Raw genomic sequence first — 20079 nt, 5'->3', positions numbered from 1 at the left:
CCTTTTATCGCACAGGTGTCGTGGACGCGTGCTGATATCCTCAACACACAATGAAACTGATCTGGCGCACGCTGCGCGACCTTCTCCCGCTTCTTCCGGCGGGGGCCCGAAAGTTCTTCTTCATCTACATGACGATGACAAGTTTGCTTACGGTGCTAGATGTCACCGCCCTAGGTCTTCTCGCCTTGGTCATCGGGCCAGCAGTCACGGGATCAACTCTCAACCTTCCGGTCATTGGCGAACTAGATCCGAGCTACACCCCCCTCATCGTGCTCGTTGCCTGTGCACTCATTATTCTCAAGAGCGCGCTGTCCTTGGTGCTGCACTGGATAGCGACTCGCCGCTTTGCGAGATTCGAACTCGACATCGGCAAGCGACTTTTCAGCGCATACATCCACTCGAGTTGGGAAGAACGCTCGAAGCGCAGTGTCGCTGAAATCACACGGATCGCAGACGCTGGCATTGCGAACACCATAATGGGCTTCGTGCTTCCGCTCGCGGCCTTGCCCGCAAGCCTTGCCAGTACGGTGCTCATTCTCGGGGTGATGTTGGTGGCAGATCCGCTGACGTCGTTGATTGCGCTCGTTTATCTCGTTTCGGTAGCCCTGGTTGTGAATAAGGTCGTAACCCGTCGCGCGCTCGAGGCAGGAATGGTCAACCGCAATTTCAGCTACCGTGTCGCAACCCTCATGACCGAGATGGTCGATGCTCTTAAAGAACTGAGCTTGCGAGACCGTCTGCCCCAAGTAGCGGAGGTCATCAGGCAAAACCGTATTCATGCTGTACGCGCGCGCGCCAACACTTCGTTCCTTGGCGTCATACCGTTGTTTGCCTTCGAGGCTGCGCTTGTCGGTGGTTTCGTGCTTATCGGTGCTGCCGCATTCATCCAAGGTGGCCTCACCGGGGCGGTCGCTGCGGTTGCTCTTTTCGCGGCGACGGGCTTCCGTCTGATTCCGGCGATCAACTCAATTCAGGGCGCGGTCGTGCAGGCCACTGCCAGCGTGCCTTCGGCGCAGGATGTCATCGGCGACCTGACAAGCGCTGAGCGCAACATCCAAGAGACGTCGACGCCGGCCGACAAAGCCGTGCTCCCGGTCTCTCCGAAATTTCTGTCCCTCGATTCCGTGGTTTTTCGGTACCCCAAGAACGATGAAGATGTGCTCCGTGGGCTCGATCTTGACATTCCTCTTGGCAGTTCGCTCGGCATCGTTGGCCCGTCGGGTGCAGGAAAGTCAACGCTCATCGATCTGCTCTTGGGCCTCAGCGTCCCGAGTCAAGGGGCAATCACTATTGATGGATTGCCCCTCACTGACGTGATTCGCGCGTGGCGCAGTCGAGTCGGTTATGTCCCTCAGCGGGTTGCGCTCTTCGACGCGAGTATTGCGCAAAACGTTGCGTTGACCTGGAGCGATGATTTTGACCGCGATCTCGTCGTCGAGGTGCTCGAAAAGGCTCAGCTCTCTTCTCTTGTATCTAATCGTGCTGGCGGCATCGACGAGCGAATCGGTGAACGTGGCATGTCTCTATCGGGCGGCCAGCAGCAACGCCTCGGCATTGCCCGCGCTCTCTATGCGAATCCGCTCGTGCTCGTGCTCGACGAGGCAACGAGTTCGCTAGACACGAAGACTGAAGACGACGTTACTCAAGCAATCCGCAGCCTTAAGGGTGAGGTGACCTTGATCTCGGTCGCGCATCGCCTGTCGACCATTAAAGATTACGATCAGATCTGTTATCTCGAAGCTGGCCTCATCAAGGGCAAGGGCACCTTCTCTGAACTCGCGCGCAATCTACCGGCTTTTGGCGAACAGGTCGCGCTCGCGGGTCTCGCGAACAGGGTGCTTCCGACGGAGGAATAGCACTATGGGCGTCGTAGATAAACTGCTCTCTAGGCGAAACCGGTTTCCTACCTTTGTTAATCGGCTTATCGATTCGATCGCAGAGAGACCCACTTCGGTCTTGGGCCGCCTTGCTGCACGTCGATGGGGCGCACCGAGCACAGACGACACCACCCCCGTTTCCGCAGTGCGAGAAGACGCGCACGCTCGCGTACTTATCGCGCCGGTGAATTACTCAGGTCAAGCATCCCTCTGGGCACGCGCTCTTGAGCATGTCCAACCTGATCTGGCTGTGGCCACGATGGCGATTGAAGTGCCAGGTGGGTTCGCATTCCCCACCGACCTCGAAGTTTCGACGACGATTTATCACAATGGCGCGCGGTGGCAGCGTGCCCAGCGCGATGCCGTGTCGTCTTTTACTCACGTTCTCTTCGAGGCCGAAGAACCCATCTTCGGGCGACTTTTTGATCGGGATGTGGCGAGAGAAGCGCACTACTTGGCCGAGCACGGCGTCGATACAGCGTTCATGGCCCATGGCACTGATGTTCGTCTCCCGAGCGGCCATCAGGATCGCACGGTGTGGTCGCCATACAGGGACCCGGATCTCTACCTTGATCGACTCGAGCGACTTGCATCCCTCAACCGCAAAATTCTCGAAGAATCGGGTCGTCCTCTGTTCGTTTCGACCCCAGATCTGCTCGCGGACCTACCGTCCGCGCGGTGGTGCCCGGTTGTTGTTGACCCGGCCGCATGGAAAACCGTGGCGAAGCGAAGCGATGGTCCACTGCGCGTACTGCACGCGCCGACATCAGCGCTCATGAAGGGAACCCACCTCATCGAACCTATGCTGCATTCGCTCCATGAGAAGGGAGTGATTGAGTACCGACCAGTACGAGGTGTGCCAGCGGCCGCCATGCCGGAACTTCTTTCCGGCAGTGATGTAGTCCTCGATCAGTTCCGGTTGGGCTCCTATGGCGTCGCGGCATGCGAAGCCATGGCTGCGGGGCGATTAGTCGTAGGGCATGTCACGGCCGAGGTTCGTAATGTTGTCGAGTCTGCGACACGAATGAAATTACCGATAGTTGAAGCGACACCAGATTCGCTTGAATCGGTGTTGGAGACAGTCGCGCAAGACCCGACTATATTTACAGCAGCACAAAGCGCGGGACCTGATTTCGTCTCTGCTGTCCACGACGGACGCCTGAGTTCGCAAGTGCTCTTAGACAACTGGATTCGTCGATCATCCGGATCCGAAAGCGAGGACAGCTAATGCATCCTCGTATCGCTCCGCTCTGGGAGGCGCTTCCTAAGCCGCTGCAAGACGTGCTCGCGACAGTCATCGATTCTGCGCTTCGCGTGCCGATCCCCGCTGCTCCCGCTCCGCGCGCGGACGAGCCGATCCGACTGTTCATCGCTCCGGCCAACTATGCGGGGCAGGGTTACCGTTGGGCGCGTGCCGTTGAGCGGGCTGGGCATGTGACGGCATCCAATTCTGTTTATGCCGAAATCAATCCTTTCGGATACCCAGCGGACTATTCGGTTCGCGGCCGCACAATGACACACTCTCGCCGCTGGCAACGAGAGCAGCTCGCCGCGCTCACGAGTGGTTTCACTCACGTGCTAGTCGAAGCACAGATGCCGCCGCTGGGTGGACTGTGGGATCAAGACGTTCGTCGCCAGATTAAGGCTCTACAAGAGGGCGGAGTCTCGGTGGGGATGCTGTGCCACGGCTCTGACATTCGTCTTCCTTCGCGGCATGCGCAACACGAACAGTGGTCGCCGTTCACTGCGGACCGATGGGCGAATGTCGCTGAACTTGAAGACGTAACGTCAAAAAACCGGGAGCTTCTGGATGAACTGAGCCTCCCCAGTTTCGTCTCGACACCGGGTCTCCTGCTCGACGTTCCCTACGCTCATCTGCTTCCTGTTGTCATTTCCGTCGAACCGTGGGCCAGTGGCCATGAGGTTCTGGTCCGCGACCGCCCCAGGGTGGTCCACGTTCCGTCCAATCCTCTACTCAAGGGGACACGCGAGATTGAAGGTGGTCTGCGACGCCTTCACGATGAGGGACTCATCGAATATCTGACAATCAGTGGCCGGACTCACGACGAAATGCCCGCAATCTACGGTGAGGCAGACATTGTCCTTGACCAGTTCCGACTGGGCGATTACGGGGCAGCTGCCTGTGAATCGATGGCTGCCGGCCGTCTGGTGATCTCGCATGTGAGCGAGCACGCGCGTCACGCTGTCAAGCAGATGTGTGGTCTCGATCTGCCGATTCTCGAGGCGAATATTGAGAGCCTTGAAGACGTGTTGCGAGATGCTCTGAGAAATCGGGATGCCGCGCGCAGGCTCGCGCAGCAGGGCCCCGCTTTTGCTCGTGCTGTTCACGATGGCACGCTGTCGAGCAAGGTGCTCCATGAGCACTTCTTGGATGTGACGTAGATGCGCGTCATTATTGCGAGCCGCATTTATTCGCCCGAGCCATCGGCGGCATCCTTCATGCTTGAATCGATCGCAGAGTCACTGAGCGGTGCCGGGCACGATGTCACTGTCCTGACGACGAAGCCGCCCGTGGGAATTGCAGCCAGCGACGTAGCAGGCGTCTGTGTGAAGCGCGCTGCGGTGCTCCGCGACAAAAGTGGCTATGTGCGCGGCTATTTGCCCTACCTGAGCTTCGATCTCCCGCTTTTTTTTCGGCTTCTCTTCACGAAGAAAGCCGATGTATATCTCGTCGAGCCACCTCCTACTACGGGAGCTGTAATGCGTGTGGCTCTTGCCTTGTTGAGGAGACCATACATTTATGACGCTGCAGATGTGTGGTCTGATGCCGCAGCCATGGCAACCAGATCGCGCCTCGTGCTTTCTCTTCTGCGCGCGCTCGAAGTCTTTGCATGGCGTGGAGCCGGTCATGTCACTACGATCTCAAGCGGCGTCGCTGATCGAATGAGCGAGCTGGGATCAGCTACAGAGTCAACTATTTTGGGGTTCGGCGTCGATGCCTCAGTTTTCCGCTACTTGCCGGCGCAGACGGCCGATAGACCATATTTTGTTTACGGTGGTACTTACTCCGAGTGGCATGGCGCATCTATTTTGCTTGAGGCATTTGCTCAATTCAGCAAACGCCATCCGGGCTATCGTCTCCTTTTCGTCGGCAATGGTTCGGAGCGCGCTGAACTTGAGCGCATGGGCAATCAACTCGGTATTGATGGTCTCGAATTTCACGACCCGGTTGACGCGGCCCGACTCAATCTCCTGCTTACCGGTGCCACCGCTTCGCTGGCGAGTTTGAAGCCGGCGCAGGGCTACGACTATGCGTTCACCACTAAGCTTTATGCCTCGATCGCTGCAGGTTGCCCCGTGATTTTCACGGGAGTTGGTCCCACTGCGGATTTCATCGCGAACCATCAGAGCGAGCATCCGGTTGGGGTTGCGGTCGATTACGAATATGAGGCTGTCGCGCAGGCAATGGCGCGAATCGCTGAGGCACCGCTCAGTTCAGACCGGCGCGAGCGGCTAAGCATTTGGGCCCGTGAACGCTTCTCCTTGTCTGCGATTGCCGACCGGGTGACCAGCATTGCAGAGCGGTTGGGGCTGCGATGAGCACCCTTGCACAGAATATTCACCGCGCGGTGACGTATCTGGTATCACGCCGCCAGCATTTGCCGCGTTCGCTCAACCGATTGATCGATGACGTCGCGAAGAATCCGGATGGGTTCGCGGGAAAAATTGCGGCGCGCCTCTTGGGCGGGGCAGACCCCAAGCGGGTTCCTCCGGCTACAAATATCCCCCCCACTCCGGTGCGGGTATACATCGGTCCGACGAACTATGCGGGCCAGGGGTATCTCTGGGCTCGTGCCCTTGAATCGTCCGATGGCTCTATCGGCGCACGCAACATGGCAATTGAATTGCCTGCTGGTTTTGCGTTCCCGGCAGACTCGCTGGTGCCGACCGCAGTGCAGACTGCTTCTTCTGCATGGCAGCGCGCAGAGTTTGAGGCAGTAACCGAGTTCACTCATGTTCTCTTCGAAGCTGAGCGTTCGTTGTTTGGCCCGCTTTTCGGCCGAAACGTCGCGCAAGAAATCCGTGAACTCGAACAGCGGGATATTTCTTGCGCTTTCCTCTGTCACGGCACCGATATCCGTTCGCCCCGGCTTCACCTCGAGCGCGACCACTTTTCTCCGTATGGAGATGACGCCTACACGGCGGCACTCCAAGCGGACGCCGATGCTAACTTGGTCCTACTTCGCGCTCATCAGCTGCCCATCTTCGTATCGACACCCGATCTGCTGATCGAGGTGCCCGAGGCCGCGTGGTGTCCGGTAGTCGTCGAAACAGAGCGCTGGAGAGAGTCCTCCCGAGAACTTTTGAACTATTCCGTACCCGTGGTAGTTCACTTGCCGAGTATGGGCTCGGTAAAAGGAACGCATTTGATTGAGCCGATGCTTCATCGACTTCATGCGGAAGGCGTTATCGAATACCGTGGCTTGACGGGGATCCCGTCTGCCGAAATGCCCGCCATCATTGGGGATGCAGATATCGTGCTCGACCAGTTCCGGATCGGCTCATACGGTGTAGCGGCGGTAGAGGCGATGGCTGCCTCCCGTGTCGTTATCGGACATGTCCTGCCCGATGTGCGCGAGTTGATCGCGCACTTGACCGGTCATGAGTTGCCGGTCGTTGAGGCCGATCCCGACACGCTTGAAGCCGTGCTGCTCGGGTTGATTGCGGATCCAGACAGCATGCGGCAGGCTGCAGCTTCGGGCCGCAAGTTCGCAGATGTGATTCATTCCGGGTCGTGGAGCGCTCAGGTGCTAAGCGAGCAGTGGATCTATAAGCCTGCTTCGGCGTAACGCAGTGCGCCGCCCTCGATAACTCTCGCGGGCACCCCGACAAGAGCACTGTAGGGAGGTGCGGTGGTTCCTTCACGGACCATCGCACCCGCACCCACTATTGAATGGTGTCCGATCGTGGTGCCCATGAGGACTACGGCGTTAGCCCCAATATGAACGAATTCGCCGATCTCCACTGGGTGTCGATCGGTGTCGACTCGTCTTTCGCTCAGGCAGCGCCCGACTGTTGAGTGAGTGTAAATCTGGGCTCCCGCTGAGATATCGCACCCGCGCCCTATTTTAAGCCCGCCGCTTCCGTCAATCACGCAGAACGCTCCGATCCACACGTCGTCTCCGATTGTCGGTTCGCCTATGAGCCACGCCAGGGGATTGTACGGGTTGGCTGGGAGGCCGTTAGTCTGCTGGAACTGAGCCACGCTCGCCCTTTCGCTTCGGCTGGAGGCCGCTTGCTTGGCCAATGAAGTAAGATCAATTGGCTTCGCGGTAACCAGCGTTGTTATTGTCCCACAACGACGAGGAGTGTCTCTCTTGCCCATAACCACCAAGGCGGTTCTAGTTACTGGCGGTGCCGGCTTCATCGGAAGTCACCTCGTCGATCGACTGATCCAAGAGAACCCTAAGCGGCTGATCGTCGTCGACAATTTCTTTCTCGGCAACGAACGCAACCTGGATGAAGCGCGACGAGTGCGTCCTGACCTTGAGGTCCTCCGTCTTGATGCGTCAAATCTCGCCGCTATGCAGGATGTCGTCACTCAGTTTGAGATTGATACCGTCTTCGACCTCGCAGTAGTTCCCTTGCCGACGTCCCTGACCTATCCGCATTGGACAATGCAGACGAATATCGGAATCACCACAACTTTCTGTGAGATTGCGCGCCGCGGTCTAATCGAGCGACTAGTGCATATGTCGAGCTCAGAGGCTTATGGTTCGGGTCGCTATGTGCCGATGGATGAGGATCACCCTCACGACGCGATAACTCCCTATGCCGCGGCGAAATCGGCCGAAGACCACATCATTCGTTCCTACGTGAGCACCTTCGGGATCGATGCGACTATCGTCCGTCCGTTCAATAACTATGGTCCCCGTCAAAACCCTGGGTCGTATGCCGGCATCATCCCCATCATCATCAAACGTGCGCTCACGGGCGAGCCCATCGAGATCCACGGTGACGGAGAACAAACTCGCGACTTCACCTTTGTTCATGACACCGCTGATTTCACTGTCGCTATCCATGACGACCCGGCGTGCAGAGGCTCCGAGCTCAACGTCGCTACGGGAGTCGGAACGTCGGTCAATGAATTGGTCGCGCGCATTCTCCAGATCATGAACGCATCCGATCATCCGATCATCCATACAGCCGAGCGTCCGGGCGATGTGCGTCGTCACATGGCAGATGTCACCAGACTGGATTCTCTGCTCGGCAAACACCCAGCGGTGCTGAGCGAGGACGCTCTCACCGAGACCGTCGAGTGGTACGTCCGAGAGCTGTCATGAGGCTCAACGTCCCCCTGACCGGAGCCGAAGAGCTTGCCGAGATCGCGGAGGTTCTCGAGAGCGGGTATCTCACTCAAGGACCAAGAGCCGCGCGATTTGAGAAGCTGATCGCAGAACATATCGGGGCTACGTTCGCTTTCGCTACCAGCTCAGCGACGACGGGTCTGCATTTGGCTCTACACGCTGTGGGCGTGAGTGCTGGCGACGAGGTTATTATTCCGGATTTCAGCTTTCCTGCGACGGCAAACGCTGTCATCCAGCAAGGCGCTATTCCCGTGTTTGTCGACATCGATCTCGCTACTTTCAACCTCAATCCGTCACTGCTTGAAGAAGCAATTACTCCTCGCACTCGGGCGATCATGCCGGTGCATGCGTTCGGTCTGACAGCGGACATGACGGCAATTTCTGATATTGCGGCCCGCCACAATATCCCTGTAGTTGAGGATGCGGCATGCGCGCTCGGCGCGACACATCGCGGCGTCAGTGCAGGAGCGCTCGGAACCGCCGGCGTATTCTCCTTTCATCCTCGAAAGATCATCACCACGGGGGAAGGTGGACTGATCTCGACGTCCGACGAGAAGGTTGCCGCAAGCATTTCTGTCTTGCGATCTCACGGTGCCGTACGCGGTGAACGCTATATGTCATTCATCGACGCTGGCTACAATTATCGGCTCAGTGATGTTCATGCAGCAATCGGAGTCGCGCAAATGGCGCGACTCGATTACATCTTGGAACGCCGTCGAGCGTTAGCGGCAACGTATGCAGACTTGTTCGTCGACACTCCTGGAGTTACCACCCCAATCACACCAGCGGGGGACGAGCACTCATTCCAGTCGTATGTCGTGCTGCTTGACGAAGACATTGATCGCGATCACGTAATTGATGGTATGAAAGCTCGCGGAATCGAGACGACTCTCGGCACCTATTCGATGCATCTGCAACCGTACTTCTCGGAGCGATTCGGCATCTCTGACGAGGCGTTGCCTGCGGCAACGCGAGCTCAGCGAAGTGCGCTTACTCTCCCGCTTTACCCTCAACTCGAAGAATCTGAGTTGCAGCACGTGGCCGAAGTGCTCTCCGAGGTTGTCGCTGGCAATCGCTCGGCGGCAAAGCGATGATCGCGTCGATCTCCGTCCGACTCGACGGCGTGCTCTGATGTATCAACTAGTCGTCCGGGTGCGCTTTTTCGTTCAAATCGTCACGCTGCACGTTAGTTATGCGTTAGCGGGGTTGCGGAAAGTCAAGAGTCCAGTGGACTGGATTATTGGTCCTTACGAAATCGCGGGAATCGTGCATCAACTGGCGAACGCATTGCCGAGCGCGCGCTCGGTAGTGCTCGCGCCGCACCCGTTCTACACTCATTCGTACGGCTGGAGTCCAGAACCGACGACTTCGGCTCTCAAGACCCACCTTCGTTCACTCTTCTTGGGCCCCTGGATTATGGGGCGCTTGTCGCGTGCGGCTCGAGGTTTTGTCTATGTAAGTGCCGAAGGCTTCATTAACTCAGCGTTCGACCACCGCAACTATGAGTTCGCGTTTCTGAAACGCCGGGGGTTGCGCGTCGTGTGCTACTTCACCGGCAACGACATCCGATCGCCGCAGCTCATGAAGCAACTTGAGCTCGAAACTGGACGACCTAACCTTGGCACTTACTTAGGCAACTTGAACCCGGTATTCGCCTCGCCGGGGTATGACGCGAGCAAGCGGCTCATTGCGCAGGCAGCGGATCAGTTTGCCGATGTCATATTTAATGCAGACACCGATCAGCGTTCCTACCTGACTAGCCCAGTTCATCCCTTTCAGTACTTTCACGATGATGCAGAAGTTGTTCGCAGCTTTGAAAAGTTCGACGACTATCAAAAGCCAATTGTCGTGCACGCGCCGTCATCGCCGATCCTCAAAGGCACCCCGCTGGTTCGTGCCGCGATCGAGCTGCTGCAACGGGAGGGGCTCGAGTTCGAGTATGTCGAGCTCTCTGGCGTCCCACATGAGCAGGTGAGGTTGGCACTTGAACGGGCCCACATTGTGCTCAACCAGTTTTATAGCTACGTGCCAGGTGTTTTCGGCATCGAGGCTATGGCAGCTGGATGCGCGATGATGGTAAGCGCGGATGAGCGACTTGAGCCGCAGCTTCCTACAGGAACCAATGATGCGTGGGTCGTCACCGAGCATCACGAGATAGCCCACCGGCTGCGCGAGCTAATCCTCGACAGAGATCTCGCGCTTAACAAGGCGATTGCTGGACGGGATTGGGTGCGGCGGCATGCAGTCGCGAGCGTCTCTGGCGCGGAGGTCTCACGTATATTGAGCGAATCCTTGGATGGTGTATGACTAAGCCCTCACTCTTGATTGTCTGCTTTTCGGATATCTCGAAAGATGCACGAGTTCTCAAGCAGGTGCGCGCCTTCGCGGAGCAGTACAGCGTCACAACGTGCGGATTCGGCGAAACTCCTGTTGCCGGAGTCGAACACCTTCGAGCCGACCTGGGCCAGAGGCAACCGAACCGGGGACCCCAGCGTTATGCCAAGGGTGCTCTCGATCTCGCTGCACGCGCCTTCGGCTGGTGGAATTGGACTTATCGGCAAATACCCCACGTTGTTCGCGCCCGCGAATTGCTTCGTGGCCGCAAATTTGACGCCGTACTCGCCAACGACGTCGATACAATCCCCATCGCTCTTGAACTCGAAAGCAAGGGCGTCCACGCTGATCTTCACGAGTTCTTTCCAGGGATCTACGATTCCGCGACTTCCGCAGGCCGAAAGCAGACTGCTTACCTGACGTGGTTAGTGAAGCGATACGCAAGTCGAGCCATCTCTGCGACCACCGTCGCCGCCGGGCTTGCGGAGGCTTACCGCGACTACCGCATCGAGTGCGAGGTGGTCACCAACGCAACCCCACGATTCGAACTCTCTCCTCAGAGTGTTCGGCGTCCAATAAAGCTTGTCCACAGCGGGGTAGCCCAACCTAGCAGGCAGCTTGAGCTCACCATGGAGGCCGTAGCCGCTTCCTCTGCCGATGTAACGCTCGACCTCTACCTCATGCCCAACGATGTCGTGTATTTAGCCGAACTAGTGAAGCTGGCGAAGCGGATCGGGCCCAGAGTCACGATCCACGATCCGCTCCCACAGTCTGAGCTAGTGACTGGGCTGAACTCATATGACGTTGGCATATTCGTACTGCCGCCAACGAGCTTCAACAACGCAAACGCGCTCCCAAACAAGTTTTTCGACTTTGTGCAGGCAAGGTTGGGACTGCTCATCGGCCCCACACCGGAGATGGCCAAAATTCTGAATGAGTACGGCATCGGGGCCGTAACGACTGACTTCTCAATTGTGTCGATCCGTGCCGCGATTGACGCACTTGACGAGGAAACTGTTGCGGAGTGGAAACAGCGATCTGACGCTGCATCCGTTCCCTTGAGCGCCGATGTGCAGGTCGCAGTATGGGGTCGCGCAATTGATCGGATTCTAGCCCGGTAGCTTCTGCAGTCGCTGCTGCCTCGAGGCCAGCACTACGACCGCCGGCACGGCGACTACTATGAGAAGGTTGCCGCAACTGTCGATCCGGAAGGGCACGAATGAAAATCGCCGTAATCGCACTGGGTAAAATCGGTCTTCCGCTTGCTGTGCAGTTCGCCTCTAAAGGGCACTCAGTAGTCGGGGTCGACATCAGCGAACGCACTGTCTCGTTGGTCAACCAGGGCGTTGCGCCGTTCCCCGGCGAGACAAATCTCGACGCGCTGCTCGCCGAAGTCGTCGCCGACGGCCGCCTCACCGCTACCAGTCGTTACGAAGACGCGGTGCCCACAGCTGATGCAGTTGTCATTGTTGTGCCACTTCTCGTGGACAACGAGGCGCGTCCGGAATTCGCTGCGCTTGATTCGGCCACCAGATCCATCGCGGCTCATCTGTCCGCACACACTCTCGTCGCCTACGAGACAACGCTGCCAGTCGGAACCACCCGTACCCGATGGAAGCCACTGCTCGAAAAAGGCTCGGGGCTGACCGAGGGCACTGACTTCGATCTCGTATTTTCCCCGGAGCGAGTTCTCACGGGTCGTGTATTTGCGGACCTCCGCAAGTATCCCAAACTCATCGGAGGCTTTTCGGCCGCTGGTGCACAGAAGGCCACTGACTTCTACAATGCAGTTTTGGATTTTGACGACCGTCCGGACCTGCCACGCGCTAACGGTGTATGGAACCTCGACTCGGTGGAGGCCGCAGAGTTCGCCAAGCTCGCAGAGACCACCTATCGCGATGTAAACATCGGTCTAGCAAATCAGTTCGCGCGCTTCGCCGACAATAACGGCATCGACATCGCCAAGGTCATCGATGCGTCGAACTCTCAGCCGTACAGTCATATCCACCGTCCCGGAATTGCGGTCGGAGGCCACTGTATTCCGGTCTATCCGCGTCTCTATTTGTGGAACGATCCTGACGCGAGCATCGTGCGTGCCGCACGCGAAGCCAACGCGTCGATGCCGAGCTATGCGGTGGGGGTGGCAGAGGGTGCCTACGGTAATCTCAAGGATGCCCGCGTGGCTGTTCTCGGTGCGGCCTATCGGGGAGGCGTTAAGGAGTCGGCTTTCTCCGGTGTTTTCCCGACCGTAGAAGCGCTTCTGGCACGCGGCGCTACAGTGCTCGTGCACGATCCCTTGTTCGACGATGAAGAACTAGTCGCGATGGGATTCGAACCGTACCACCTAGGAGATCCGGTGAATCTGGCGATTATTCAAGCCGATCATGCTGCATATCGTGAACTGCGATCGGCCGATCTTCCGGGAATCTCCGCGTTGGTCGACGGTCGACGTATAACAGACCCAGCTCACTGGTTGGATGTTGTCTACCGTGTTATCGGTGGCGGCACGCTCTAGCTGTTAGCGACTAGGCGTAAGTCGCGAGAATCCTTCCACGCCCGAAGGCGCTTCTCAACAGGCTTTTCGACGAAATGATGCAACGCGGCGGCGCCGGCAAGTCCAGCAGCGAGAAGCAGGGCGTACCACGCTAAGTTGCGCCAACTTGCTGGTTGGAGCCCGAACACATCAAGAGCAATGTATATGAAAGTGGCATGCACAAGGTAGAAAGCGTATGACCACTCTCCAAGCCTGACGTGCACTTTGGCCGCGAGCAGCGACGGGCGCCCCGCGATGCTTGCTGAGGCAATAGCAAGGATGCTCAATGCGCACGCCACCGTCACTAGCTCGTTGGCGAATGAGCTGACGAACCACGCAGCTTTCGAGCCCGGGCCGTAATGCGGAATAAGGACGATAGCCCCGAGAGCGAGCACGATCGATCCCATTCCTACCGTTACGGGAACGCGTGGTCGCCATCCTCTGCGGAAGGCCCACGCGACTCCCATGCCGATGGCAAACTCTGTCGCGCGCACGGCCGGGAAGGGAACGGCCGAGAACAAAGAGTCAGGGAACGTTGCAGCAAGCAGCCGGTAGCCGAACATGACTACAACTATCGATCCCACAAAGATCAGCGAACCTCGTACCTTGAGCGGGTTGAGAATCTTCGAAATGTAGGGGTGCAAAGCGTAAAAGAAGGCCTCACACGTCAGTGTCCACGCCGCAGGGTTTCCGGAGAAGAGAATTGTGGGGTTCAGCGACCATCCCTGCAGTAGAACTATGGAAAGTGCCAAGATCCCTACGCTGACGGGCTTTACCCAGGTGTCAGCAGGGTCAGGGCTAAAGCTGTAAAAGACAGGTATTGCAAACACCAGCGCAACGATGCTTGCTGGCCACACTCGGGCAAATCGTCGCCAGTAGAAGGTGGACTGGGAAACTCTGTCTGACGCAGACCAGGTGAGCACGAAGCCTGACAAGACGAAGAAGAAAGTCACCCCGAAGAAGCCTTGATGGAGAAACGAGGTTACCGGGCCCGGTAGCGGTGCAAACACCAGCATGTGGTAGCCAAAAACGAAGAAGGCTGCATACCAGCGCAGGCCCGTCAGCGCATCGACGCGGGGCATGCGCTGACTGAGAATAGAAGATGTCGTCAACGGTTGACTTTCTGGATTGAGACCCGGTTGACCAAGTATCTCATAGCGGGTGTGCCAAGGTTCGGCCCAGCGAGCGCGGTATAGTGGGCGAATTATGGAAGCACCGCTGGTTGATCTCGTTATTGCGGTGCATACGTCGACCCGCCCCATCTCGCGAGCAGTTGCCTCTGTCGTCGATCACACGGACGCGAACATTCGAGTCTCCGTTGTGGCGCACAATATTGATCACAATGTCATCGCCGCAAACCTAGGGGTTTATCTTGATCACCCACAAGTGCGGTTGCTTGCTCTTCGCGACGGGATTCCGAGCCCAGCCGGGCCAATGAACTACGGAATCGATGAGAGCTCCGCCCAGTTTCTCGGTGTCATGGGCTCAGACGACGAACTCGCTCCGGGCGCAATTGATTCCTGGCTTGCTTTGCAACGATCCACGGGAGCGGGCATGGTTATGGCGAGAATTCAGAATGTGGGTGGTGGGGTTGTGCCCGCACCGCCGGCGCGTCCCTTCCGCACACATGATCTGGATCCGGTGAAAGACAGGCTCTCATACCGTAGTGCGCCACTGGGAATTTACTCTCGCCGAGTTTTCCCTGACTTGCGTTTCTCAGAAGGCCTCGCTTCGGGCGAGGACTTGCCTTTTGTTGCTGAATTGTGGTTCTCTGGCGCGGGGATTGCCTTTGATCGTAAGGGTCCCGCCTACCTTGTGCACTCCGATGCGGAGGATCGGGTGACCTCAGATCCTCGTCCAGTTCGAGATGATTTTGAGTTCCTTGACATCATCTTTGAGCGGCCGTGGACGGCGCGTTTGAACCGCTCTCAGCGGGAGGCTTTTGGCGTGAAAATAGTGCGGTCTCACCTCTTTGATGCGTTGGTCAATCGCGCCGACACACAAGTCTGGCCGGAGGGAGAGCGCGCCGCACTGGCAGAGGTCGCCCGAAACTTGCTGGAGTGGGCACCAAGCACGCAACGACTATTGTCGAGACTCGATCAGGAGATTTTGGCCAGCATTCTCGACCCAGAATCGTCGGTCGACGGGATGTTGGATCTCATCCGCCAGCGCTGGAACTACACATCACTCAAGGTCCTCCTGCCTCGGAACCTCCTATTGGCCCTCCATAGGCAAGCACCGCTGCGTACATACGCGGCAGGTTATCTCGTCTAGGAACGAGCTAATAGGGCGTCGTGGCCTCAGCTGAGGCGGTGCTCCAGCCCGTCGAGCGCGAGTTCTTCGGCGATGCGCACAACGTTAGTTCCTTCGTCAAGAGTGACGATAGCGGTGACATCTCCGGTGAGCACGGCGTCTCGGAACGCTTCGTGTTCGGCGAGCAGCGGCTCTTTCTTGTCAAGAGCAAATCGAGTGACATCGCCTTCAGAAACGCCACGGAAGGTTGCGACGCCCGACCACGCACTCGAATCGCCGGCAACCCCGTTCTTGAAATGGGTGAGGTCTGCAGTGAGAGTGTCGACGACGAGTGCACCCTTTTCGCCGGTGATGACTGTCGTGCGCTCCTTGAATGGCGTGAGCCAGTTGACGGTGTGCGACGCGATCGTGCCGTTGCTGAGCGTTCCGACAGCGATGAGCATGTCTTCGAACTCACGCCCACTCTGATGAGCGGTCCGCGCATTGACGCTGACGTATTTCTGCTGGCTCACCCACGCTGTGAGATCGATATCGTGCGATGCGAGATCCTTGATGACGCCCACGTCAGCGATGCGCCCTGGGAATGGGCCCTGACGACGAGTCGCAATCTGGTAAATCTCCCCAATGAGACCATCTTCGATTCGCACCCGAGCAGATTGAAGCGCGGGGTTGTATCGCTCGATATGCCCCACCCCGCCAATGAGGTTTGAGGCAGCAAACAGGTCACGGAGTTCCGTGGCCGCTTCTGTGGTCGAGGCGACCGGTTTCTCAATGAGTGCGTGAATGCCTCGTTCGGCAAGTGCCTTACCGATATCGAGGTGATAGATCGTAGGTGCGGCAACGACGCAGTAGTCGAAGCCCATATCGAGAAACTTCTCGAGGTTCTTGACGATTGGCTTGCCCTCGATAGTTGACCCAACCGCATCCGCAGGGTCGTAAACACCGAGAAAGTCGACTCCCTCGAGATTGTTGAGGACGCGGCTGTGGTGGCGACCCATGACTCCGAGGCCGAGCACACCGGCACGCAGCGCCATTAGCTTCCCGCCTTTGCGACGGAGTTAACTGCTTCGACAATTGTCGAGAGCTCGTCTTGCGTTAGCGACGGATAGATCGGCAGCGACAGCACTTGCTGAGCCGCAAGTTCGGTCTGCGGCAAATCAAGCTCAATGCCAAACGAGGGAAGTCGGTGGATGGGGGTCGGGTAATAGACGCCGCTACCGACGCCGCGTTCAGCAAGCTCGGCGGCAAACGCATCGCGATCCTGATCAACAACGCGAACAGTGTATTGATGGAATACGTGCTCCGCATTGGGCGCTGTCGGAGGAGTGATCACCCCGGAGATGTTCTCAGAAAGGAAGGCTGCGTTCGCTTGGCGCTGAGCCGTCCAGCCGCGAAGCTTTGTGAGTTGAACCCTGCCGATAGCCGCGTGAATATCGGTCATCCGCGTGTTGAAGCCTACGACTTCATTCTCGTAGCGCTTTTCCATGCCTTGGTTGCGCAGCACGCGAATCGCGCGAGCAACTTCCTCGGACGGAGTGGTAACCATTCCGCCTTCTCCCGAGGTCATGTTCTTCGTCGGATAGAAGGAGAAGGAGGCTGCGATTCCCCACGCGCCCACGGGCACACCGTCGATCGCGGCTGCGTGGGCTTGGGCGGCGTCCTCAACGAGAAGCAGACCGTGCTTCTCGGCGATGGCGGAGATTGCGGGCATGTTGGCGGGATGCCCGTACAGATGCACTGGCATGATCGCCTTAGTGCGTGGTGTGATGGCAGCTTCAATCGCTGCGGGGTCTGTGGCGAAGTAGTCGAGCTCGATGTCCACGAACACGGGGGTCGCTCCGGTCAATCCCACGGCATTTGCGGTCGCAGCAAAGCTGAACGACGGCACGATGACTTCGTCGCCGGGCCCGATGCCGATTGCCAGAAGCGACATGTGCAGTGCGGATGTGCCTGAGTTCAGCGCAACAGACTTGAAGTTGTTCACGAAAGCTGAGAACTCAGATTCAAAGGCTGCAACCTCAGGACCTTGCGCGAGCATGCCAGATCGCATGACCCGGTCGACTGCTGCGCGTTCTTCGTCGCCTACCTCAGGCTTTGCTGCGGAAATCATGCTCCGTGTACCTCAATCAATTGGGTTGGTGTCACCTCGCGGTGGCGCTCGTCAGTTACCGGGCGGATTTAGTCTACCGATCGGTCCTTGTTTATGACTGAACGGACCACGGTATTAGCAACACAACTGGTTGGGGCAGCAGTAAGCGTCTGGAGGCGGCGCGCAGTCAAGCAAAAACAGTCCTATCGTAGTGGGTTCCGCTCAATCCCTCAGCGATGCGGGTGCGTCGCGTATGATTGTCTAGCACGGTTCTGTCCAGTGGAGTCGCGCGGGGTGGGGGCCACAATTGTCTAGAACTTCACGGTTTATCGCACGAGCGGTCTCCGTCGCGGCGGCTATTGCCTTGCTCGGAACATCTCTGGTCGCTATTCAACCCGGGACATCGGCCGCGGCGGTGAGCGGGAGCGACTTCAATCCTGGCGCAATCATCAGCGACGCACTCTTCTATGACAATGCGGCAATGACTCAAGCCGAGATTCAGTCATTCCTCAATGCAAGGATCGGCAGTTGCTCGAACGGCAAATGCCTCAATGTGCTAACGACGACGGTTGCTAGCAGGGCAGCTGTCTCGTCGATGACTACGGGAAATCAAGTCTGCTCTGCATTCGCAGGGGGGACCCTTTCGGCGGCGGCAATTATTTATCGAGCACAGGTGGCGTGCAACATCAGTGCAAAAGTGATTCTCGTTACCCTGCAGAAAGAACAGAGCTTAGTCACGGATCGAGCTCCCTCGGATTCGACTCTTGCTCGGGCGATGGGAATGGCCTGCCCCGATACCGCGCCATGTGCTGAGTACGCCCTTGGATTCGGTAATCAAATCTATGAGGGCGCGAAGCAACTCCACTTTTATAAAGCGGGCAACTTTGCGAAGCAGCCGGGAGTGCAGTTCATCGGCTATCACCCCGATACGTCGTGCGGCGGTGCGGTGATCAACATCACCAATTACGCCACGGCTGCGCTCTATAACTACACTCCGTACCAGCCGAATGCCGCCTCGCTGGCAAACTTCGGTGGCGTAGGCAACTCGTGTTCTTCTTACGGCAATCGCAATTTCTTCGCGTATTACAACAACTGGTTTGGGTCAACCGGTGGCGCGCCGGCCTCGTCTCCGGATTTCGGCGCGAGTGTGTACGCCCGTGACTCTGCTGGTGATTTGTGGGCCTACCCCTCGGATGACCGAGGTGGTTGGGCGGACCGCAAGAAGCTCGGTAGTGGCTGGAGCGGTATGACGTCCGTCTTCGGCGCAGGAGACTTTGACGGCGATGGACACCGTGACGTGCTGGCGATCGATGCCGCTGGAGTGCTCTGGAACTATCCGATGGACGGCAACCGCGGTTTCCTGGCCCCGAAGCAAGTGTCAACGGGGTGGAGCGATCAGAACCTCGTATTCTCGGCCGGTGACTTCAACGGTGACGGCACGCAAGACTTGATGTCGCGAGACGCAAGCGGCGGGCTTTGGCTTCACAGCAGCGACGGCGAGGGTCAACTCGACCCTGCGGTTCGGGTCGGTTGGGGCTGGCAAGGAATGACCGTCATTACGGGTGTTGGAGACTTCACTTCGGACGGTAAACCAGATGTCATGGCGCGTGATGCGTCTGGCCGACTCTTCCTCTATACCGGGAACGGTCTCGGGGGTTGGTTGGGATCGTGGCAAATCGGAAACGGCTGGGGCGGGATGACCTCGATTGTGAGCCCTGGTGACTTCACCGGTGACGGCCGCAACGACACTATCGCCCGCACGAGTGGCGGACTAATCTATCTCTACCCAGGAAATGGTTGGGGGAGCCTGCTTGGGGGATCTCTCATCGGAAACGGGTGGGCAGGTCTGTCGATGCTCTCCGGTCCCGGAGCTCCAGTCACGCAGCCTCGGGCCGATCAGCCGGGAAGCGGGGACTTGAACGGTGACAACACGAGAGACGTGCTGGCCAAGACGACCTCGGGAAGTCTTGTTTTGTACCCAGGCAGCGGGGCGGGCGGTTGGAAGGCTCCGAGCATTGTGTCCTCGGACTGGTCGCAGATGAACCTGACTCTCGGTGTGGGTGACTTCAACGGTGATCGCCGTTCCGATGTCCTTGCCCGGGATGGCGAGGGAAGGCTGTGGCTTTATGGAAGCGACCGCGCGGGTAAGTTCTTAGATCCGACTCAGGTTGGCTTTGGCTGGGGCGGAATGAACTTGCTGATTGGCGCGAGGGACATCGATAGCGATGGAAATCCTGATGTTCTCGCGCGCGATAACGCTGGAGGATTGTGGCTCTACCCCGGTGATGGTGAAGGGGGCTGGCTTGAGACAAAGAAGGTGGGCTCTGGATGGCAGTCGATGACGGCCATTTTCGCGGCAGGCGACTTTGACGGCGATGGCTATCAAGACCTCATCGCGCGTGGCTCCGGCGGAGAGCTGTGGTTGTATTCCGGTACGGGGGCCGGCGGCTGGTTCCCGGCACGCCAGGTTGGCTACGGCTGGAACGGATTCACGGGGATATTCAGTCCCGGAGATTTCACCGGAGACGGAAAGACAGATGTACTAGCGCGTACCGCTGCCGGAGGGCTGTGGCTGTACCCCGGTGACGGTCGCGGCGGCTGGAGCGGCGGCGCGCAGATCGGGCAGGGCTGGAACGGCATGTCCTGGATCGGCTAAGTCCGATC

At 58.1% G+C, this 20079-nt stretch carries 16 protein-coding genes and 1 pseudogene; 12 read left to right on the top strand and 5 right to left on the bottom strand.

The window, feature by feature from the left end; genetic code table 11:
- Positions 1 to 50 precede the first annotated feature (50 nt).
- From AACZ26_RS00330 to AACZ26_RS00310, 5 genes are read left to right on the top strand one after another with little or no spacing between them, the layout of a single operon-like run.
- On the top strand, positions 51 to 1856 hold the full coding sequence (locus AACZ26_RS00330; protein WP_339618291.1) for an ABC transporter ATP-binding protein: 1806 nt from the start codon (positions 51 to 53) through the stop codon (positions 1854 to 1856).
- 4 nt (positions 1857 to 1860) lie between these two features.
- A complete protein-coding gene (locus AACZ26_RS00325) occupies positions 1861 to 3105 on the top strand; it encodes a hypothetical protein (protein WP_339618290.1) in 1245 nt (414 codons plus the stop codon).
- A complete protein-coding gene (locus AACZ26_RS00320; RefSeq protein ID WP_339618289.1) occupies positions 3105 to 4280 on the top strand; it encodes a hypothetical protein in 1176 nt (391 codons plus the stop codon). The genes AACZ26_RS00325 and AACZ26_RS00320 overlap by 1 nt, the downstream gene beginning before the upstream one ends.
- Positions 4281 to 5438, top strand: coding sequence for a glycosyltransferase family 4 protein (locus AACZ26_RS00315; protein ID WP_339618288.1), 1158 nt, complete (start codon positions 4281 to 4283; stop codon positions 5436 to 5438).
- Positions 5435 to 6688, top strand: coding sequence for a hypothetical protein (locus AACZ26_RS00310; protein ID WP_339618287.1), 1254 nt, complete (start codon positions 5435 to 5437; stop codon positions 6686 to 6688). Before AACZ26_RS00315 ends, AACZ26_RS00310 begins: the two co-directional genes overlap by 4 nt.
- Here the strand turns inward: AACZ26_RS00310 and AACZ26_RS00305 are convergent.
- Both AACZ26_RS00305 and AACZ26_RS00300 read right to left on the bottom strand, forming a co-directional pair.
- Positions 6667 to 6864, bottom strand: a complete 198-nt coding sequence (locus AACZ26_RS00305; RefSeq protein WP_339620607.1) for a hypothetical protein — start codon at positions 6862 to 6864, stop codon at positions 6667 to 6669. The two genes, AACZ26_RS00310 and AACZ26_RS00305, sit on opposite strands and share 22 nt — an antisense overlap.
- A 75-nt stretch (positions 6865 to 6939) precedes the next feature.
- A pseudogene (locus tag AACZ26_RS00300) lies at positions 6940 to 7224 on the bottom strand (hypothetical protein); the annotation flags it as partial.
- On the opposite strand from AACZ26_RS00300, the gene AACZ26_RS00295 reads away from it, so the two are divergent.
- From AACZ26_RS00295 to AACZ26_RS00275, 5 genes are all read left to right on the top strand, one after another.
- Positions 7139 to 8182: an NAD-dependent epimerase/dehydratase family protein gene (locus tag AACZ26_RS00295; RefSeq protein WP_339618286.1), complete on the top strand. Its 1044-nt coding sequence runs from the start codon at positions 7139 to 7141 to the stop codon at positions 8180 to 8182. The pseudogene AACZ26_RS00300 and the gene AACZ26_RS00295 sit on opposite strands and share 86 nt — an antisense overlap.
- A complete protein-coding gene (locus tag AACZ26_RS00290; RefSeq protein WP_339618285.1) occupies positions 8179 to 9300 on the top strand; it encodes a DegT/DnrJ/EryC1/StrS family aminotransferase in 1122 nt (373 codons plus the stop codon). Before AACZ26_RS00295 ends, AACZ26_RS00290 begins: the two co-directional genes overlap by 4 nt.
- 133 nt (positions 9301 to 9433) lie before the next feature.
- Positions 9434 to 10513, top strand: a complete 1080-nt coding sequence (locus AACZ26_RS00285) for a hypothetical protein (RefSeq protein ID WP_339618284.1) — start codon at positions 9434 to 9436, stop codon at positions 10511 to 10513.
- On the top strand, positions 10510 to 11661 hold the full coding sequence (locus AACZ26_RS00280) for a glycosyltransferase family 1 protein (RefSeq protein ID WP_339618283.1): 1152 nt from the start codon (positions 10510 to 10512) through the stop codon (positions 11659 to 11661). The genes AACZ26_RS00285 and AACZ26_RS00280 overlap by 4 nt, the downstream gene beginning before the upstream one ends.
- Positions 11662 to 11759: 98 nt before the next feature.
- Positions 11760 to 13055 carry a nucleotide sugar dehydrogenase gene (locus tag AACZ26_RS00275; protein ID WP_339618282.1) on the top strand — a complete coding sequence of 432 codons (1296 nt, stop codon included), beginning with the start codon at positions 11760 to 11762 and terminating at the stop codon, positions 13053 to 13055.
- Here AACZ26_RS00275 and AACZ26_RS00270 read toward each other — a convergent pair.
- On the bottom strand, positions 13052 to 14185 hold the full coding sequence (locus AACZ26_RS00270) for an acyltransferase (protein ID WP_339618281.1): 1134 nt from the start codon (positions 14183 to 14185) through the stop codon (positions 13052 to 13054). The two genes, AACZ26_RS00275 and AACZ26_RS00270, sit on opposite strands and share 4 nt — an antisense overlap.
- Before the next feature lie 94 nt (positions 14186 to 14279).
- Here AACZ26_RS00270 and AACZ26_RS00265 point away from each other — a divergent pair, with 94 nt between their 5' ends.
- On the top strand, positions 14280 to 15347 hold the full coding sequence (locus tag AACZ26_RS00265; RefSeq protein ID WP_339618280.1) for a glycosyltransferase family A protein: 1068 nt from the start codon (positions 14280 to 14282) through the stop codon (positions 15345 to 15347).
- Positions 15348 to 15373: 26 nt separating this feature from the next.
- Here AACZ26_RS00265 and AACZ26_RS00260 read toward each other — a convergent pair whose 3' ends face one another.
- Positions 15374 to 16360, bottom strand: a complete 987-nt coding sequence (locus AACZ26_RS00260; protein ID WP_339618279.1) for a Gfo/Idh/MocA family oxidoreductase — start codon at positions 16358 to 16360, stop codon at positions 15374 to 15376.
- Positions 16360 to 17436, bottom strand: a complete 1077-nt coding sequence (locus AACZ26_RS00255; RefSeq protein WP_339618278.1) for a DegT/DnrJ/EryC1/StrS family aminotransferase — start codon at positions 17434 to 17436, stop codon at positions 16360 to 16362. Before AACZ26_RS00255 ends, AACZ26_RS00260 begins: the two co-directional genes overlap by 1 nt.
- Before the next feature lie 676 nt (positions 17437 to 18112).
- Here AACZ26_RS00255 and AACZ26_RS00250 point away from each other — a divergent pair.
- Positions 18113 to 20071, top strand: coding sequence for a VCBS repeat-containing protein (locus tag AACZ26_RS00250; protein ID WP_339618277.1), 1959 nt, complete (start codon positions 18113 to 18115; stop codon positions 20069 to 20071).
- The last annotated feature ends 8 nt before the right edge of the window (positions 20072 to 20079 follow it).

This window comes from uncultured Salinibacterium sp., from assembly GCF_963974405.1.
Lineage (GTDB): Bacteria > Actinomycetota > Actinomycetes > Actinomycetales > Microbacteriaceae > Rhodoglobus.
This window is presented reverse-complemented; position numbering and strand designations above follow the sequence as displayed.

What these genes read in the sequence shown, in the direction of transcription:
- AACZ26_RS00330 (WP_339618291.1), top strand. Translation starts at nt 51, where the DNA reads ATGAAACTGATCTGGCGCACGCTGCGCGACCTTCTCCCGCTTCTTCCG.
- AACZ26_RS00325 (WP_339618290.1), top strand. Translation starts at nt 1,861, where the DNA reads ATGGGCGTCGTAGATAAACTGCTCTCTAGGCGAAACCGGTTTCCTACC.
- AACZ26_RS00320 (WP_339618289.1), top strand. Translation starts at nt 3,105, where the DNA reads ATGCATCCTCGTATCGCTCCGCTCTGGGAGGCGCTTCCTAAGCCGCTG.
- AACZ26_RS00315 (WP_339618288.1), top strand. Translation starts at nt 4,281, where the DNA reads ATGCGCGTCATTATTGCGAGCCGCATTTATTCGCCCGAGCCATCGGCG.
- AACZ26_RS00310 (WP_339618287.1), top strand. Translation starts at nt 5,435, where the DNA reads ATGAGCACCCTTGCACAGAATATTCACCGCGCGGTGACGTATCTGGTA.
- AACZ26_RS00290 (WP_339618285.1), top strand. Translation starts at nt 8,179, where the DNA reads ATGAGGCTCAACGTCCCCCTGACCGGAGCCGAAGAGCTTGCCGAGATC.
- AACZ26_RS00280 (WP_339618283.1), top strand. Translation starts at nt 10,510, where the DNA reads ATGACTAAGCCCTCACTCTTGATTGTCTGCTTTTCGGATATCTCGAAA.
- AACZ26_RS00275 (WP_339618282.1), top strand. Translation starts at nt 11,760, where the DNA reads ATGAAAATCGCCGTAATCGCACTGGGTAAAATCGGTCTTCCGCTTGCT.
- AACZ26_RS00265 (WP_339618280.1), top strand. Translation starts at nt 14,280, where the DNA reads ATGGAAGCACCGCTGGTTGATCTCGTTATTGCGGTGCATACGTCGACC.
- AACZ26_RS00260 (WP_339618279.1), bottom strand. Translation starts at nt 16,360, where the DNA reads ATGGCGCTGCGTGCCGGTGTGCTCGGCCTCGGAGTCATGGGTCGCCAC.
- AACZ26_RS00255 (WP_339618278.1), bottom strand. Translation starts at nt 17,436, where the DNA reads ATGATTTCCGCAGCAAAGCCTGAGGTAGGCGACGAAGAACGCGCAGCA.